Source organism: Vibrio sp. 10N.222.55.B11 (assembly GCF_041473705.1).
Taxonomy (GTDB): Bacteria; Pseudomonadota; Gammaproteobacteria; order Enterobacterales; family Vibrionaceae; genus Vibrio; species Vibrio crassostreae_C.
In genome coordinates this window covers 258,343-275,417 of record NZ_JBFRST010000004.1, presented here as the reverse complement: position 1 = coordinate 275,417, position 17,075 = coordinate 258,343, and the positions used below count along the sequence as shown (strand labels likewise).

The following is a 17,075-nucleotide window of genomic DNA, read 5'->3' as shown; positions in this document are numbered from 1 at the left end:
CATTTTACATTCTATTATGCGATAAACTAATTGATTGAATTGTCAATTTTCGATGTTTAATCTACGGCTTTTTAGGTTTAACTAGTAAAGCAGAGAGTACAGTTGTCGACGGTACTTACTGGCAACTGGGTTACCTTGTCCAAGCGCACTCAAGATGTCCATGAACTCTTTCTTCATGTCACCATCGAGAGCATTAAGATCTTTGGCTAGGAAAGACCATAATAGATCCATAGCTTCTTCACTGCGGTTCACTTGGTGATATTGCAATGCTAATTCAGATGCTGTTTTAGCGTCGATCGGATTTTGCTGAAGAGCGGCTTCTAATGCTTGTATTTCAGGGCTGTCTGCTGCTTGTTTATGAAGTTCAAGCTTTGCAACTAAGCCTTTGTAGTAGTTGTCTTGGTACTCAAGAGGGATAGTTGCTAGCTGAGTTTCAGCAAGGTCAAATTGTTGTGTTTCTAACAAACACTCTGCGATCGCCAGTTTTACTTCACCTTTATTCGTCAGCTCTGCTGGAAGTTGCTGCATTGCTGCTAGTGCCTGTGTGTGCTCGCCAGCTTGCATTTGCTCAAGAGCCTGACGCAAAGCAAGTTCATCTTGGCTAGGAAGGTGTTTGCTGAGCATATCGACAATAGCTTCTATGCTTTGAGGGCCACCGAGCCCATCGACTGGCTGACCATTAACAAACAGTGCAATAGTGGGCAGTGCTTGAACACCAAACTGGCTAGCAATAGCTTGCTCTTGTTCGCAATTGAGCAGGGCTAAGGTGAAGGCACCGTTGTATTGCTGAGTTAAAGTTTGCAGTTCAGGAATGACTTGGGCGCTCTCTTGGCTCATTGGTGCCCAAAAATGGATGAGTACAGGGGTCTGCATCGAACCTTCTAATACTTGACGAAAGTTCTGCTCATTAAGTTCAACAATATGCGGAGATTGCATTTACGTTCCTTGAGGTTTGTTTTGTGGATACGTTGCAAATATGGGGGGATTAGTCGGTAACTTCAAGATCTAACTCGGTTATCTCGGATAAAAAGAACCAAAAATAGAAAAACGCTATGCTTCGATGTTGATAGAGTTGTTATCTCAACATGGAAGGCATAGCGTTATCATCGAGGTAGTCAGTGAGGCGTTGCGTGAGATACTCAAAACAGAATAAACAACGTAATCGCCAGACCCACACCTACCCAATTAAGGCGGTTTAAAGTCATGAGATTTCCAGAGTAGAACCATCAATTGGGAATAACTGATGGGATAGGATAATCATGACATCTTATTGTTACGGAAAAATTACATCGTTACATTAAAGTTTGCGACTCTGCATTCAAAGTTAGTAATTTATGCAGCTTTTCTCAAAATAGGGTCTAGCAGGCGACTCGGTAGAATCCTTTTCAATACCGCGAACACTTTAGTCGGGGTCGTAACTCGGTATCTTAGCTTGGGTTTGTCGGCGGTGAGAGCATGGAATACCGGCTCAATACAACTTTCTGGAGGCAGGACAAAAGCGTTATTCGATGATTCTTTTTCGAGTCGATCTTTTTGTTGTTGGTAAGCGTCTTGGTGGGCGCTGCCAGAAATGTTGATCCATTTATTGAACGCTTTCAAGGCATTGGTTCTAAATTGAGTCTCAATTGGCCCTGGTTGTAGTAATGAGATCTGTATACCGCTGCCATGCAGTTCTAATCGTAAGGTATCTGTCCAACCCTCAATCGCGAATTTAGAAGCATTATAAGCACCACGATACTTCATGGCTGCAAAACCTAATACGGAACTGTTTTGTACGATTCGACCTTCGCCACGCTCGCGCATGTGCGGAAGGATCTGACAGACGAGATGATGCCAACCAAAGAAGTTGGTTTCGAATTGTTCTCTGAGTCCTTGGGTCGGTAAGTCTTCTAGTGCCCCTGCTTGACCGTAAGCACCGTTATTGAATAATCCATACAATCCATTAGGTGCGAGATCAATAGCAAGCTTGGCGCCATGCTCAATACTTTCTTGGTTGGAAAGATCTAATTGAATACAGGTGAGGCCTTCATCTTGAAGGCGTTGAACATCTTGTGGATCACGACAAGATGCAATGACATGAAAACCACGCTTTTGAAGTGCATGAGCACATGTATAGCCAATACCTGTTGAGCAACCGGTAATCAGAATCGACTTGTTCACACTTAATCCTTTATTAGAGTCTCTATCGCTCTAGGGTAAAGAATTAGTCTTGATGTTGTAACAAGTTTTTTAGTGCTGGCTCGATTCTTGAGTAACTAAAGATGAATCCCATCTCAGTGAGTTTCTTCGGCTTGGAGCGAATGCTGTCAAATAGCAAACAAGATGATTCCCCCATGAGAATCGACATTGCCCATTTCGGCGTGAATAAGAAATGCGGTCGGCCTAATTGTTTCGCTAACGTGCTGCTGAACAGTTTGTTGGTCACAGGGTGAGGGGCACACATATTGAATTCCCCTTGAGCGTGAGGGATAGACAACAAGTGATTGATGGCTCTCACCATATCGAGAATGTGAATCCATGGCATGTACTGGTCACCTGAACCTAGTGGACCACCGACGCCGAGTTTATAAGGCAATAGCATCTTCTTGAGTGCGCCGCCATTCTCGCCAAGTACAACCCCTGTTCGCAGTAGTATCACGCGTGTGCTTTCTGATTGTGCTCTCTTGGCTATTTCTTCCCAGTGGGCACAGACTTTATGAGGAAAGCTTTCATCTTCTACTTGCAGTGACTCGTCAAATGGGTGCTGCTGTTGATCGCCATAGTAGCCGACGGCTGAACCGCTAATAAAAGCGTGTGGCGGGTTGTTACTGGCATGAATTAATTCGACCAGCTTTTCAGTGATGTGCCAGCGACTGTTACAGATCCTCTCTTTTTGCTCTGTACTCCAACGCTTATCGGCAATCGGTTCACCCGCGAGGTTGACCACCACATCAAAGTCATTGAGATCACTGAGCTCATCAAGGGATTGAATGTAATGAAGGTTGTTCTGGTTGAGGTGATTTAGGTTTTGCTTCGCATTTTCAGGACTCCGCGTCAGCAATGTCACGTCGTCAGTGTTCCAACTCTTGACCAATTCAGAGCCAATAAATCCAGTACCACCCGTTAACAATATCTTCATACCAATCTCCCTATTAAACATAATTATAGACATGGCTTGTTTTTAGTCGCCAATCAATACGAAAAAATCACTATAACGATCATAAGGTTTCAATCGTGTGATGCCCAAATTACGCCTTTTCCAATTTACAAAGGAGTGAAATTAAATTCATCAAGTCAGGATGTGTACCGTCATCACACTTATGCACTTTACTCGGATATGTTACCAACTGCGTAATATTTGTCACATAAGCAATGATAAGGATTTGCCATGATTATTATTAATTCATAATCGGCGACAAGGAATTGCGATGACGGCGGTGCTTGCTTTGTTTCGATCCATGTTAGGTAGCCTGAGGGATCTATTGCCAATCGTGGCGGTAATCGCTTTCTTCCAGCTTGCTGTCTTACAAGAGCCACTTCCTCATCTTTTATCTATTCTGACTGGCTTAGTGCTCGTCGTTTTTGGACTCACTTTCTTTATCTTTGGCCTTGAAATGGGGTTGTTTCCAATTGGCGAATCGATGGCTCAAGCATTTGCCAGAAAGGGGAGTGTGTTCTGGTTATTGATCTTCGCTTTTTGTTTGGGTTTTGGTACCACCATAGCCGAGCCAGCGTTAACCGCAGTCGCTGCCGAAGCTGCAGAAGTGGCAGCTGAGGGAGGTGTAATCCCCAATACGTTAGATGAAATGGAGCAGTATGCCAATGGCCTGCGCTTTACTGTGGCACTGTCAGTCGGTATCGCTATTTTACTCGGTGTGCTGAGAATCTTAAAAGGTTGGCCAATCCAGTACATGATCATCGGTGGATATATTGGAGTGGTCGTGCTCACTGCATTTGCTCCGGAAAACATCATTGGAATTGCGTATGACTCTGGTGGAGTAACGACATCGACGATCACCGTCCCATTAGTAACTGCGTTAGGGGTGGGTTTAGCCTCGGCAATTAAAGGGCGTAATCCGATGATAGATGGTTTTGGGTTGATCGCGTTTGCTTCGTTGCTGCCGATGATGTTTGTCATGGTGTACGGGATGGTGGTGACATGATCAGTGTTCAACAATTTATCGACACCTTTCTCGGCACTGTGATGGATGTGATCCCGATTGCGATCATCATCTTCGGTTTTCAGTTGGCGGTATTACGAAAGCCAGTCAATAACCTAGCCAAAGTGCTGATCGGTTTCTTCTACGTCATTCTTGGCTTATCACTCTTTTTGATGGGATTGGAACTCGCGTTATTCCCTCTAGGGGAGACGATGGCAATGCAACTCACCGAGCCAAGTTTTTTGACTGAGTTTAAGATCAGTTCTGGTCTTGCTTTGGCTTGGTTTGATTATTACTGGGTCTATCTTTTCGCGTTTTGTATTGGTTTCAGCACCACGATAGCCGAGCCCTCTTTGATTGCTGTAGCGATTAAGGCGAACCAAGTTTCCGGTGGCAGTATCAGCGTCAATGGGCTGAGGATCGCCGTGGCATTGGGCGTTGCTATCGGTATCTCACTGGGCAGCTACCGTATCGTTGCGGGTGACCCGATCCACTACTACATCATTTTTGGTTATGTCGTCGTGGTCATTCAAACCTTTTACGCCCCAAAACTCATTATTCCATTGGCCTACGATTCGGGTGGCGTCACTACATCAACGGTGACAGTCCCTTTAGTGACGGCGCTCGGGCTTGGACTCGCTTCAACCGTACCAGGAAGAAACCCTGTTATTGATGGCTTTGGGTTGATCGCCTTTGCCAGCTTATTTCCCATCATTTCAGTGATGGGCTATGCCCAAATAACACAATGGTTAAACCGTTTACACACCTCTAAGGAGAGCAAAGATGCGCTTTAAACTTATCTTAGCGTTTGTAGAAGAGAGCAAGACCGACACTGTGCTCGATGCCGCGCGTGATGCGGGCGCGACTGGAGCAACGGTGATTAACAACGCCAGAGGGCAAGGCTTAAACCAAAAAACCACCTTCTTTGGCCTAACGCTAGAGGTACAAAAAGATGTGTTGCTGTTTGTGGTTGAGGAACACTTAGCGAGGCATATTCTTGAAACTATTGGCGAAGTCGGTGAGTTTGACCAGGAGTCAGGACAAGGTATAGCGGTGCAGATCGATATCGAAGATGCAGTCGGGGTAGCGCATCAAGTCGAGACATTAACTAAGGTTGTGGAGGATGAGTTATGAGTACCAGTGAAAAAATCCGAGTAGGTGATGTCATGGCCAATACGTACGTGATTATCGATGGGCTAACAACTGTGTTAGAAGCGATAGAGATGGCTAAGAAGCACAAAGTGAAAGCCATCATTGTCGATAAACGCCACGAGGATGACGAGTACGGGATCGTGTTGATGAATGATATAGCAAAGAAAGTGTTGGCTAAAAATCGATCTCCGAAGCGAACTAATGTTTATGAGATCATGACCAAGCCAGCGCTAAGCGTGTCTGCTGAGATGAACGTAAAGTATTGCGCTCGCTTGTTTGAACGCTTTGGTATCAGTCGTGCGCCAGTAATTCGTGATAACAAGATAGTCGGTATGGTTAGTTACAATAATATCGTGATCAACGGTATGGCGAGAGATGACGTGTAGCATTTAGATACGTACAATAGGCTCATAAATTTTATGGAGAAGTACGTGTGAAATTATTTTTTGCTTCAGACCTACACGGTTCGCTGCCAGCAACAGAAAAGGTATTAGAACTCTACCAAGCGTCTGGTGCGCAATATTTAGTTCTATTGGGTGACATTCTGAATCATGGACCAAGAAACCCGATCCCAGAAGGGTATAACCCGCCGGCGGTTGCAGATAAGTTGAATGCGTTTTCTCAAGAGATCATTGCCGTTCGTGGTAACTGCGATAGCGAAGTGGATCAGATGTTGTTGTCTTTTCCAATGATGATGGATTACTCGTGGGTGCTATTAGAATCAGGCCAGCGTATCTTCCTAACGCATGGCCATTTGTACAACACCAATAAACGCTCTGCGTTGAAGGCGGGCGATATCATTGCACACGGTCATACCCATATTCCTGTCGCCGAATACCAAGATGACATCTTTATCTTTAACCCTAGCTCGGTGACATTCCCACGAGAGGGACACGCGGCAAGCTATGGCATCTATGAAAACAATACCTTCAAAGTCATTAGCCTTGAAGGTGATGTTCTCGTGAGTGGTCAGCTTTAAATCATTGGATCGGCTGTGAAAGGCTTATTTTGAGTCCACGTGGCCGAGATCTCTGTCTGGAGCAATGATGTTTCGTACTCTTTGCTTCAGAACTTTCGCCTCTGGAAAACCGTCATCTGCTTTTCTTTCCCAAATCTGCACACCATTACAAAAGATTTCGAACCTGCCTCCTGTGTCTGGGTGTAAGCTCACTTGTTCAATTTCTTCGCTGAAGGTATGCAGTAGCTCTTGGCATAACCAACTAGAGCGAAGCATCCAATTGCATTGACGGCAATAGTGTATCGCGATTGTGGCTTTTGTTGCTGTCTCTTTCGCTGGCGCCAGATTAGGTTGTTCCGTTTTCATGGTTAATCCTTAAAATGCTACATCCGTAATTTGATACCAACGGCTAACAAAAAAGGGGCTTCATGCCCCTTTTTTCTATTGGTTTACCGTTTCATGGTATTCAGCTATTCATAAACAGTAAATAGCGATCCAATCTTAGTTTGAAAACAATACGGTAGAACCATGATTTAAGCTAGTCAGTAGCAGTGCCTTCGGGTTAACAATATCAATTCGACGGCTCTGTTCTGCATCCATCTTGATAACCTGAGTGATTAGGTTTAGCTGCTCTTCAGAGAAATCTTGGCGCTGGGCCGAAGTCACATCCTTAAACTCAGTAGGAGAGACAAGTAAGTAGTTGTCATTGATATCCCATTGACCCGTCTCTGAAATGTTGATCACATTCGCCGGTGCAGTTTGTGTGCTATATAGCCTAACTATCGACATTCTTAAGTAAGTGCCATTAGGTAAGTATTTTGCGTTGGAAGATAGTTCAACCTTACGAAGTGGGCCAATCGAGTCAGCTTGTTTGTTGTCAGTGATAAGAGTCACCATTTTTGACTGCCACTCGTGCTGAGTAAGTAGTCGCTCGACTTTTGCATCACTTCCCCAATACAACCAACCACTTAGGAATGCAGAAAGGACCAGTAAAATAATGGATACTTTTAATTTCATATTACTGATTACCTTTACATATGTCGTTTAAATCCGCCTGGTTAGCGTAAATTCTAAGGGTTACATTTTCACTCGAATATTCTTGAGGGTGAATATAGTTAAGAGCAAGATTATTGGTTTGACCGCCTGTCGCAATCACTTCAGCTGGCTTTAGCATTCCTGTGTGATTGGTATTGTAATGCAACACACATTTTTCTATGGCTGGTAGCCAACTGGATAGATCAGGGTGATTGATTGGTGATTGTACTTTCACGCCGTCAACCTCAGCTAACGTGCGAAACTCTGATTCTGCAGGATTAGTAAACGTCAAAACCAGAATAGGCATGATGAAAGCTGCAAGCAGTAACGAAAACGTTAGCCATTTATTGTTGTTGGTCGAAGCTAAAACGGGCGTTATGGTTGGCTCGACCTCAACTTTTGTCTCTTGAATTTTCGTGATTGGTGTTAGTTCTATGGTTTCAGATGCGATATCTTCGGTCGTCGTAGTATGTGCAAATGTCAAGATTGGTTCGACGTCATTTTCTGCAATTTCAGTCATCATTGACTGGTCACTTGATGAAAGTGGTGCAGAACGCTCAACAGTGGCAATAAATTGGTAACCCCGTTTTGGAACGGTCTTAACGAACTCTGGAGATTTGGTCGAGTCTTTCAGCATCTTTCTCAGTGTCGATACTGCTTGCGTTAAGCTTGAGTCATCGACCTCAAAGCCTTGGTCTCGCCAAACATATTCGTGCAATTCATTGCGAGTGATAACTTCATTGGGCCTTTCTGACAGCATTAGGAGAATGCGGCTTTCATTGCTACCAAGACGTACGACTTCGCCGTCGCTCATTTGGTCAACAAGTGAATTGCTATTTGGATCGAATACGAACCGCTGTGCGAGAATAAACTTTGTGCCGATATTGCTCATTGAATTCTTCTATTTTTGGATGATTTTGGGTGCGAAATAGACAAATTAGAGGTGAAGTTCGTCTGATTCTTCACCAAATTATGGCTTCTTTTATGTTCTTTTATATTTATCAGGCTCAAGGATAATAAAAACAGATCAAAAAAACAGTGTTTTTATGATTTTTGACCTTGAATTTACAATTGTCATCCTCATGTTAATGAACATATGAGAGGTATTCAATATAACGCCCCTGTATTTGTTCAACATAAAGTATAGATGTTTTGGAGTAAAAATGAGCGAAACGGCAACGCAAAATAAAGAGACTCGTGGCTTTCAATCTGAAGTAAAACAGCTACTTCATCTGATGATTCACTCACTGTATTCAAACAAAGAAATTTTCCTACGAGAGTTGATTTCTAACGCATCTGACGCGGCTGACAAGCTTCGTTTTCAAGCGCTATCGAATGGTGACCTCTACCAAGGTGACGCGGATCTAGGTGTTAAACTGTCGTTTAATGCGGAAGCAAATACTTTAACGATTTCTGACAACGGTATCGGCATGAGCCGCGACAACGTTATTGAGCATTTAGGTACGATTGCTAAGTCAGGCACTGCAGACTTTTTCTCAAAGTTGTCTGAAGATCAGAGCAAAGACTCTCAGCTGATCGGTCAATTTGGTGTTGGTTTTTATTCTGCATTTATCGTGGCAGACGCAGTAACTGTTCGCACTCGTGCAGCGGGCCTAGCGAGCAATGAAGCCGTTCAATGGCACTCTGCAGGTGAAGGTGATTACACCATTGAAGACATCACTAAAGAGTCTCGCGGTACCGACATCATTCTTCATATGCGTGAAGACGGCAAAGAGTTCTTAAATGAATGGCGTTTGCGTGAAGTGATCGGTAAATACTCTGACCACATCGGTATCCCGGTTTCTATCTTCACAGCCGTGAAAGATGACGAAGGTAAAGACACCGAAGAGAAACATTGGGAACAGATCAATAAGGCGCAAGCGCTTTGGACTCGTAATAAATCTGATATCGAGAAAGAAGAGTACCAAGAGTTTTACAAGCACGTATCTCACGACTTTGCTGATCCACTAACCTGGAGCCACAACAAGGTTGAAGGTAAGAACGATTACACAAGCCTGCTTTACATCCCAGCGAAAGCACCTTGGGACATGATGAACCGTGACCACAAGAGTGGCTTGAAACTTTACGTGCAGCGTGTATTCATCATGGATGACGCAGAGCAGTTCATGCCATCTTACATGCGTTTCGTTCGTGGCTTGATTGACTCAAACGATCTGCCATTGAACGTGTCTCGTGAAATCCTGCAAGACAACAAGGTAACTCAGTCTCTTCGTGGCGCATGTACCAAGCGTGTACTGACTATGCTTGAGCGCATGGCGAAGAATGACAATGATAAGTACCTAGAGTTTTGGAAAGAGTTCGGCCTAGTATTGAAAGAAGGCCCGGCTGAAGATATGGCGAACAAAGAGAAGATCGCTGGTCTACTTCGTTTCTCGTCAACGGAAGTGGATTCTGCTGAACAAACCATCAGCCTAGAATCTTACGTTGAGCGCATGAAAGAAGGCCAAGATAAGATTTACTACCTGACAGCAGATAGCTACGCTGCCGCTAAGAACAGCCCACACTTGGAGCAGTTCAAAGCTAAAGGTATTGAAGTGGTTCTAATGTACGATCGTATTGATGAGTACGTAATGAACTACCTGACTGACTTCGACGGTAAACAGTTCCAATCGATCACTAAAGCAGGCTTAGACCTAAGCAAGTTTGAAGGTGAAGAAGAGAAAGAGAAGCAAAAAGAGACAGAAGAAGAGTTCAAATCTGTTGTAGAGCGCACTCAATCTTACCTAGGTGGTCGTGTTAAAGAAGTTCGTACGACCTTCAAGCTAGCAACAACACCTGCGGTTGTTGTGACTGACGACTTCGAAATGGGCACGCAAATGGCGAAGCTTCTTGAAGCTGCGGGTCAAGCGGCACCGGAAGTGAAGTACATCTTCGAGATTAACCCTGAGCACGCACTGGTTAAACAAATGGCTGACGAAGCAGACGAGCAAGCGTTTGGTCGTTGGGTTGAGTTGCTACTTGGTCAAGCGATGCTGGCTGAAAAGGGCTCAATGGAAGATCCGTCACAATTCTTGGGTGCAATCAACGAGCTACTAACAAAGCGTTAGTCTTTCGACTTTAGGTTAAGCCAACAATTACAATAAAAAGCTCGCAAATGCGGGCTTTTTTTATGAACGTCGTTGAAAATTGACCTAACGTGGTCAACGTCACCGTTATCGTCACAACAAATGTTGTCGATGCATTCTTTAGTCGTAAATTCAGCCAAATTGAATATTAATGTGATAGAATGCTCGACCTAATCAGCTGGGGCTAAGAAGCGACTATTCCAGTTGTATGATTTTTAAACGTTATACCGAAACTTACCGTTTTGCTTCTGTTCACAGTTTTGCTTAGCCTCAATGGTTACTTAACGCTTTCTGTTCATCCTAAAAATGAGCAAGAATGGAGGGATAGTGAGCTTCGGTATAAATCATAATTTTATAAGAGGATTAAACATGCGCATCATTCTTCTAGGTGCTCCTGGCGCGGGTAAAGGTACTCAAGCTAACTTCATCATGAACAAATTTGGTATCCCTCAAATTTCAACTGGTGACATGCTACGTGCTGCTATCAAAGCGGGTACTGAGCTTGGTAAGCAAGCAAAATCAGTAATCGACGCTGGTCAGCTAGTTTCTGATGAAATTATCCTTGGTCTTATCAAAGAGCGTATCGCTCAAGATGACTGTGAGAAAGGTTTCCTACTAGACGGTTTCCCACGCACAATCCCACAAGCTGATGGCCTAAAAGAAATGGGCATCGCTGTTGATTACGTTGTTGAATTTGACGTAGCTGACGATGTGATTGTTGAGCGTATGGCTGGTCGTCGTGCTCACCTTCCTTCTGGTCGTACATACCACACTGTGTACAATCCGCCTAAAGAAGAAGGTAAAGATGACGTAACGGGTGAAGACCTAGTGGTACGTGATGACGACAAAGAAGAAACAGTTCGTGCACGTCTAGGTGTATACCACGATCAAACAGCTCCGCTAATCTCTTACTACGGTAAAGAAGCTGAAGCAGGCAACACTCAGTACCTTAAGTTTGATGGTACTAAGCAAGTTGCTGAAGTTAGTGCAGAACTTGAGAAAGCACTAGCATAATTGGCTAACAGCCAGTTTTAGAATTTGATATATTGGAAGCGACCTTAAGGGTCGCTTTTTTTGTTTCAATTTTTAGTACGATACCAATCTAGATAATTTGATTGCACATGATTCAGAACGGTTCAGACCCGATGGCAGTGGCTAGCAATTGAGAGTGGATGTTGTGTATCTCATATGAAGAGTGATTATTCAGACTTTCATTGAGGCGCAATGATCTTAAACTTATGCAGATTAGTATATTACTTTCCAGAAAATCACATATTGGTCTCAGGTATCTATGGAAAATAATAAAAAGCAGGGTGTTTTACTGGTGAACTTAGGAACTCCAGATTCGGCGACCCCCGCTGGCGTTCGTCGATTTTTGAGTGAATTCTTACACGACAAGCGAGTTGTAAACCTAACGCGTTGGCTTTGGTGTCCTATATTACATGGGGTGATTTTACCGATTCGCTCGCCTAAAGTTGCTAAGCTGTATCAGTCTGTCTGGATGGATGAAGGCTCACCACTGCTTGTGTACTCTCAAAGACAAGCTGAAAAGCTCCAGAAGAAGCTAGAGATGCCTGTTGCACTGGGTATGACCTATGGCAACCCAAGCCTAAAGACTGGTGTTGAGCAACTGATGGAGCAGGGCGTTGAGGACATCATCGTACTGCCTTTATATCCGCAGTACTCTGGTACAACCACAGCGGCGGTTTCTGATGGTTTAACCAAAGCCTTTAAGCAGATGCCAGTTATCCCGAGCTATCGCTTTATTCGCGACTACTACGCGCACCCAAGCTATGCCAAAGCATTGGCTGAAAGCGTCCGCAGTCATTGGGATAAAAATGGCAGAGCCGATCATTTAGTGTGTTCTTTCCACGGTATTCCGAAGCGACTGGCTGATGAAGGCGATATCTACCCTCAGCATTGTGAAGCGACAACAAAGCTGCTTGCGGCAGAGTTAGGTTTGTCAGCGGACGATATCACAATGACATACCAATCGCGATTTGGTCGAGAAGAGTGGTTGAAGCCATACACTGACGAGACACTTGAATCACTGCCGAGTAAAGGCATCAAGAAGATCGACATTATGGCACCTGCCTTTTCGGTTGACTGTTTGGAAACGTTGGAAGAGATTTCAGACCAGTGTAAAGAGACTTTCATTGACGCTGGTGGTTCGGACTTTAGCTACATTATGTGTCTGAACGACAGAGATTCGCACATCGATATGATGGCAGAGTTAGTGGCGCTGTATCGCTAACAGATGCTGAGCCTTGATTATGACTTATCGTTAGCATTAAGGCGCATAATACAAATAACAAAAGGGCTGCTCATTGAGCAGCCCTTTTTGATCAGGATATTTCGTTTTGAAACAGCTTGAGAGTTAAGCCGCAGATGTCTCTGTTGCTTGCTTAGCTTTAGGCTCTGCTTCAAGCGTCATGTTGGTTTCTACGCCGTGCATCCATGACACAAGCTTACCAGCACAAAGCAGCAGTAATATGCCACTCACCGTTGCTGTGATAGCAATACCACTGAAGATTGACATAGCACCAAGCTCACCAACGTGAGAACCAACCAGGCCTGCCACGTAGTTTGCCACCGCATTGAAGCCAAACCATGCACCCATCATCAATGATGCTAGGCGAAGCGGAGCTAACTTAGTGACCAACGACAGGCCAATAGGAGATAGACAAAGCTCACCAAGGGTATGGAAGAAGAAAGCGCCGACTAGCCATAGCATTGATGTTTTCACTGTTAGGTCACCGCCTTGCTCCATTACCGCGCCCATCATGCACACAAAGCCCAGTGCTAAGAAGAACAATGCCATTGCAAACTTCACAGGAGAGTTGGGTTCACGCTTACCCAGTTTCACCCAGAACGCAGCAATGATTGGAGCAAGTGTAATGATGAAGAATGGGTTCAAAGATTGGAACCACGCAGCAGGAACTTCAAAGCCACCAATCATACGGTCAGTATATTGTTGAGTGTAGATGTTCATTAGGCCGCCAGCTTGTTCAAAGCCCGCCCAGAATACAATCACGAACAGACCCATGATAAGAATCACTTTTAGTCTGTCGAACTCTTCTTTGGTCAGTGGCGCTTTTTCTTTAGATTTGTTCAGTGCTTTCGCTCTTGCAGCAGCAGGTACAGAACCGATGTTGCCTAACCAAGACTGAGCCATTGTCACTTGCATGATCAAGCTAATAACCATACCAATACCAGCGGCTAGGAAACCTGCTTTCCAACCGAATGAATCGACAGCAGCACCTGAAATTAAGCCACCAAGCAGCGCACCTAAGTTGATGCCCATGTAGAAAATGGTGAAAGCACCGTCACGGCGGTTATCGCCTTCTTGGTACAGATCGCCAACCATGGTTGAGATGTTCGGCTTAAACATACCGTTACCACTGATTAGCAGTGCTAAACCAAGGTACAGAGCGTTCACTTGGTCTAAACCGATGAAGCCGTTAGGTAGAGCCAGTGTAAATTGGCCAAGTGCCATTAATACACCGCCAATCAGAATTGATTTACGCTGACCTAGGTAGTTATCGGCAATCCAGCCACCAATTAATGGTGTGATGTAGACTAAACCGGTGTAAATACCGTAGAGATCGAGTGCGTCTTTCGTTGACCAACCCAGTCCACCGTTGAGGGTAGTGTCAGTCAAAAATAAGACAAGGATGGCGCGCATCGCATAGTAAGAGAAACGTTCCCATAGCTCTGTGCTAAAAAGTAGAAATAGGCCTCTAGGGTGGCCAAAGATGTTGTGGTTGCTTGGCATAAGTTTTACTAATTTTAGGTATTAAAAGATTTTATAGTCATTCATGTATACACAGTGGGATAAAAGTCTGCAATAGACGTATTTTATGGTTGCGACAACTTGGTTTAGCTAAGGTATTGATATTAATCATCTTTACTTTTAATGTTGCCCATTTTAAGTGTGCTGCAAACTAATTTTCCAGATTTGAGCTGGTTGGTTAATAACCTTTATTAAAGTCGTGTTGAATAAAAATCTTTAGATGCATTGCTCTGGTGTATCATTTTGAGTTTAAAGGGAGTGGTGTGCTCATTAGGTGGGGTATACATATGCTTACAACAATGAGTCTTTTGATCTCTAAATGATCTCTGTACAATGCTTAACCACTCCGACACCTATAACTTTTTGTTGATAAATTGGTCTGCTACGCATTATTTTTCGTTAGCAACGATTCATTTTATTAATGGCGATTCAACCGTTTTAGGCATGTGGTAAAATATCTAAAAATATAAAATGGCTAGTTAAATGAAACGTTGGTATTTGCTTTACTGTAAGCGTGGTGATCAAAAACGCGCTCAGCAGCACTTAGAGAATCAGGGGGTAGAGTGCTTTTACCCTCAAATAGAAGTCAAAAAGGTGGTGAGAGGGAAAGAAAAGCAGGTCAAAGAACCGCTGTTTCCGTCTTACATCTTTGTTCGCTTCGATTATGAGCAAGGTCCTAGCTTCACGACCGTTCGTTCAACACGTGGCGTTGTGGACTTTATTAAGTTCGGTTCACTGCCGCACGAGGTCCAAGGAGACTTGGTGTTTGAACTTAAAGAGTTTGAGAAGTGCTGCAGTAACGAAGTGGAAGATTGTTGTGTTGAGTTTGAATCTGGACAGGTAGTTAAGATTCAGAGTGGCCAATTTGCTGGGGTTGAAGCTATTTTCGATCAGAAAGACGGTGAGGCTCGATCGATTATGCTGGTGAAAATGATCAGCCAAGTCGTTCCAATCAGTATTGAGAACGAAGCACTACAAGCTCGCGCATAACTGCAGTAATAAAAATAGGCTTAAAACAAAAGGCGCATAATGCGCCTTTTTTAGTCTTTAGGATTTGTTCAAAACGCTCTAAGCGTTGTAAGCATCGTTGTGAACGGCTTGTACTGCACGGCCTGATGGGTCGACACAGTTTTTGAATGACTCATCCCACTCAATCGCTTTCGCTGATGAACAAGCAACTGAAGGACCACCAGGTACACACTCTGCCGCAGATTCTAGAGGGAATAGCTCCTCAAAGATTTCACGGTAAACATAACCTTCTTTGGTTGTTGGCGTGTTGTAAGGGAAACGGAACTTAGCAGCTTCCATTTGTTGATCCGTTACTTTTGCTTCAGCCGTTGCTTTCAATGTATCAATCCAATCGTAGCCAACACCATCAGAGAACTGCTCTTTTTGACGCCATGCGATTGAATCTGGTAGGTAGTCTTCAAAACACTCACGCAGGATGTGTTTCTCCATCTTACCGTTACCGCACATCTTATCTTCAGGGTTCAGACGCATTGCGACATCGATGAACTCTTTATCCAAGAATGGTACACGGCCTTCAACACCCCATGCCGCTAGCGATTTGTTTGCACGAGCACAGTCGAACATGCTTAGAGCAAGCAGTTTACGTACTGTCTCTTCGTGGAACTCTTTCGCGTTTGGCGCTTTATGGAAGTACAGGTAACCACCAAAGATTTCATCAGCACCTTCACCTGAAAGTACCATCTTGATGCCCATCGCTTTGATCTTACGAGCCAGCAAGTACATTGGCGTTGATGCACGAATCGTCGTTACATCGTAAGTTTCGATATGGTAGATAACGTCACGGATTGCGTCTAGGCCTTCCTGAATAGTGTAAGTCATCTCATGGTGCACAGTTCCGATCTTGTCCGCAACTTCACGAGCAGCGATAAGGTCTGGTGCGCCTTCAAGACCAACAGCGAACGAGTGCAGTTGTGGCCACCAAGCTTCAGATTGCTCATCATCTTCGATACGCATTGCCGCAAAGCGTTTTGCAACTGCTGAAGTAATTGATGAATCCAGGCCACCAGATAGAAGTACACCGTAAGGAACGTCAGTCATTAGTTGACGTTTAACGGCTGCTTCTAGCGCTTCAGTCAGTTCTTCTTTGCTTGTGCTGTTGCCTTGTACCGCAGCGTACTCGTTCCAATCGCGGATGTAGTAGCGTTGAGGTTCAGCATCTTTCGAAGAGTAGAAGCTACCTGGAGGGAATTCACTGATCGTCTTACATACTTCAACCAATGCTTTCATCTCTGAAGCCACGTAGTAGTTGCCGTGCTCATCGTAACCTTGGTAAAGCGGGATGATACCAATATGGTCGCGGCCCACTAGGTACTCGTCTTTCTCTTCGTCGTATAAAACGAATGCGAAAATACCGTTAAGCTCTTCTAGAAGGTCTGCACCCATCTCTTGGTATAGCGCTAGGATAACTTCACAGTCAGAATCAGTCTGGAACTGGTACTTATCTTCATAGCGTGCACGAAGTTCTTTGTGGTTATAAATTTCACCGTTTACTGCAAGAATGTGCTTTTTGTCTTGACTGTATAGTGGTTGAGCACCACTGTTCAAGCCAACAATAGCAAGACGTTCATGAGCAAGGATTGCTTTTTCACCAGCATAGATACCAGACCAGTCTGGACCACGGTGACGAAGCTTCTTAGACATTTCTAAAGCAATAGGGCGAAGTGCTGCGGCATCACTTTTAATGTCGAGAATGCCAAATACTGAACACATAGAACTTCCTTTTAAATAATTTCCAAATCAACTGCATTCAATTTGCCATTCTGGCTAAAAAAAGCAACCGGATGTGAGCAAAAAAATAATATAAAGGGTGTTCTGTTAGAAATTATCTAATTTTTATGTGCTTTTGGTGTGTGATGTTTAATTGCGGTTGGTTTTTTAAACAA

17 protein-coding genes are annotated in these 17,075 nt (G+C 44.1%); 9 read left to right on the top strand and 8 right to left on the bottom strand.

The window, feature by feature from the left end:
• Positions 1-81: 81 nt before the first annotated feature.
• The 3 genes from AB4503_RS02365 to AB4503_RS02355 all read right to left on the bottom strand — a co-directional run bounded on the left by AB4503_RS02365 (position 82) and on the right by AB4503_RS02355 (position 3,118).
• Positions 82-936, bottom strand: a complete 855-nt coding sequence (locus AB4503_RS02365; RefSeq protein WP_372113523.1) for a co-chaperone YbbN — start codon at positions 934-936, stop codon at positions 82-84.
• 396 nt (positions 937-1,332) lie between these two features.
• A complete protein-coding gene (locus AB4503_RS02360) occupies positions 1,333-2,160 on the bottom strand; it encodes an SDR family oxidoreductase (protein WP_017061923.1) in 828 nt (275 codons plus the stop codon).
• A 43-nt stretch (positions 2,161-2,203) separates the two neighbouring features.
• Positions 2,204-3,118 carry a TIGR01777 family oxidoreductase gene (locus AB4503_RS02355; RefSeq protein WP_017061922.1) on the bottom strand — a complete coding sequence of 305 codons (915 nt, stop codon included), beginning with the start codon at positions 3,116-3,118 and terminating at the stop codon, positions 2,204-2,206.
• Between the two features lie 289 nt (positions 3,119-3,407).
• On the opposite strand from AB4503_RS02355, the gene AB4503_RS02350 reads away from it, so the two are divergent.
• Genes AB4503_RS02350 through yfcE form a run of 5 tightly spaced genes read left to right on the top strand, consistent with a single transcriptional unit; the run spans position 3,408 to position 6,270 of the window.
• Entirely contained in the window at positions 3,408-4,142 is a 735-nt protein-coding gene (locus tag AB4503_RS02350) for a DUF1538 domain-containing protein (protein WP_017072437.1), read from the top strand.
• Positions 4,139-4,933, top strand: coding sequence for a DUF1538 domain-containing protein (locus AB4503_RS02345; RefSeq protein ID WP_017062208.1), 795 nt, complete (start codon positions 4,139-4,141; stop codon positions 4,931-4,933). The genes AB4503_RS02350 and AB4503_RS02345 overlap by 4 nt, the downstream gene beginning before the upstream one ends.
• Entirely contained in the window at positions 4,923-5,273 is a 351-nt protein-coding gene (locus tag AB4503_RS02340; protein ID WP_017062207.1) for a P-II family nitrogen regulator, read from the top strand. Before AB4503_RS02345 ends, AB4503_RS02340 begins: the two co-directional genes overlap by 11 nt.
• On the top strand, positions 5,270-5,677 hold the full coding sequence (locus AB4503_RS02335) for a CBS domain-containing protein (protein ID WP_065583824.1): 408 nt from the start codon (positions 5,270-5,272) through the stop codon (positions 5,675-5,677). Before AB4503_RS02340 ends, AB4503_RS02335 begins: the two co-directional genes overlap by 4 nt.
• 47 nt (positions 5,678-5,724) lie before the next feature.
• Complete coding sequence (gene yfcE, locus AB4503_RS02330) at positions 5,725-6,270, top strand: phosphodiesterase (RefSeq protein WP_372113520.1); 546 nt, start codon at positions 5,725-5,727, stop codon at positions 6,268-6,270.
• Between the two features lie 24 nt (positions 6,271-6,294).
• On the opposite strand, the gene AB4503_RS02325 is transcribed toward yfcE, so the two are convergent.
• From AB4503_RS02325 to AB4503_RS02315, 3 genes are all read right to left on the bottom strand, one after another.
• Positions 6,295-6,615, bottom strand: a complete 321-nt coding sequence (locus AB4503_RS02325; RefSeq protein WP_017062204.1) for a SelT/SelW/SelH family protein — start codon at positions 6,613-6,615, stop codon at positions 6,295-6,297.
• 135 nt (positions 6,616-6,750) lie between these two features.
• Positions 6,751-7,266 (bottom strand): regulatory protein ToxS, encoded by a 516-nt coding sequence (locus AB4503_RS02320; protein ID WP_372113518.1) that lies wholly within the window; start codon positions 7,264-7,266, stop codon positions 6,751-6,753.
• A 1-nt stretch (position 7,267) separates the two neighbouring features.
• Positions 7,268-8,176, bottom strand: coding sequence for a transcriptional regulator (locus AB4503_RS02315; RefSeq protein WP_010436705.1), 909 nt, complete (start codon positions 8,174-8,176; stop codon positions 7,268-7,270).
• 271 nt (positions 8,177-8,447) lie between these two features.
• Between AB4503_RS02315 and htpG the strand changes: the two genes are divergently transcribed.
• The 3 genes from htpG to hemH all read left to right on the top strand — a co-directional run bounded on the left by htpG (position 8,448) and on the right by hemH (position 12,624).
• The gene (gene htpG, locus AB4503_RS02310; protein ID WP_372113516.1) at positions 8,448-10,352 is read left to right on the top strand and encodes a molecular chaperone HtpG; all 1,905 of its coding nucleotides are present in this window, start codon (positions 8,448-8,450) and stop codon (positions 10,350-10,352) included.
• A gap of 387 nt (positions 10,353-10,739) precedes the next feature.
• Entirely contained in the window at positions 10,740-11,384 is a 645-nt protein-coding gene (gene adk, locus AB4503_RS02305) for an adenylate kinase (protein ID WP_017062200.1), read from the top strand.
• A 277-nt stretch (positions 11,385-11,661) separates the two neighbouring features.
• On the top strand, positions 11,662-12,624 hold the full coding sequence (hemH, locus tag AB4503_RS02300) for a ferrochelatase (protein WP_017063404.1): 963 nt from the start codon (positions 11,662-11,664) through the stop codon (positions 12,622-12,624).
• Between the two features lie 123 nt (positions 12,625-12,747).
• On the opposite strand, the gene AB4503_RS02295 is transcribed toward hemH, so the two are convergent.
• Positions 12,748-14,145, bottom strand: a complete 1,398-nt coding sequence (locus AB4503_RS02295; protein ID WP_017062198.1) for a peptide MFS transporter — start codon at positions 14,143-14,145, stop codon at positions 12,748-12,750.
• A gap of 501 nt (positions 14,146-14,646) precedes the next feature.
• Between AB4503_RS02295 and rfaH the strand changes: the two genes are divergently transcribed.
• Positions 14,647-15,153, top strand: coding sequence for a transcription/translation regulatory transformer protein RfaH (gene rfaH, locus AB4503_RS02290; protein ID WP_017062197.1), 507 nt, complete (start codon positions 14,647-14,649; stop codon positions 15,151-15,153).
• Between the two features lie 78 nt (positions 15,154-15,231).
• Here the strand turns inward: rfaH and asnB are convergent, their stop codons facing one another.
• Positions 15,232-16,902 carry an asparagine synthase B gene (asnB, locus tag AB4503_RS02285; protein WP_017066007.1) on the bottom strand — a complete coding sequence of 557 codons (1,671 nt, stop codon included), beginning with the start codon at positions 16,900-16,902 and terminating at the stop codon, positions 15,232-15,234.
• Positions 16,903-17,075 lie beyond the last annotated feature (173 nt).